1 protein-coding gene is annotated in these 531 nt (G+C 44.3%); it reads left to right on the top strand.

Features of this window, described 5'->3' with window-relative positions; translation table 11 throughout:
- On the top strand, nt 1-464 hold a 464-nt coding region (locus PROVRUST_RS18705), incomplete at its 5' end, for a P2 family phage major capsid protein (protein ID WP_006816490.1).
- Nucleotides 465-531 lie beyond the last annotated feature (67 nt).

Raw genomic sequence — 531 nt, 5'->3', positions numbered from 1 at the left:
CATTATTAGCGGATAAATATTTCCCAATCGTCAACCGTGACCAAGCCAATACAGAGGCTTTAGCTGCGGATGTGATTATCAGCCAAAAACGCCTCGGTGGTTTGCCAGCTGTGCGTGTGCCTTATTTCCCCAAAAATGGAATGCTTATCACGCGATTAGATAATTTATCTATCTACTGGCAAATCGAATCACGCCGTCGTCAAGTGGTTGATAACGCTAAACGTGACCGCATCGAAAACTACGAGTCAGTTAATGAAGATTACATCATTGAAGATTATGACTGCGTAGCGCTAATTGAAAACATCGAGCTTACCAAAGGTAAGCAAGAGCCTGATGCGCCAGCGGGTGATGATGCTGAGCAGAAAGCAAAAATGTTAGCTACAGCGGAAGAAAATACTGCGCTTAAAGCTGAGCTTGATGCTCTAAAAAAAGAGCTTGAGCAGAAAGAAAAAGCAGGGAAATAAGGGGTAAGTCGTGAACCCGTGGGAAAAAAAGCGCATGCAAGTGGAAGCAAAGAACGTCGGAGCGTAT

Origin of the sequence: Providencia rustigianii DSM 4541 (genome assembly GCF_000156395.1) — a bacterium.
GTDB lineage: Bacteria > Pseudomonadota > Gammaproteobacteria > Enterobacterales > Enterobacteriaceae > Providencia > Providencia rustigianii.
Note: the sequence above shows the minus strand (reverse complement) of the source record. Positions and strands in the feature narration are given on the sequence as shown.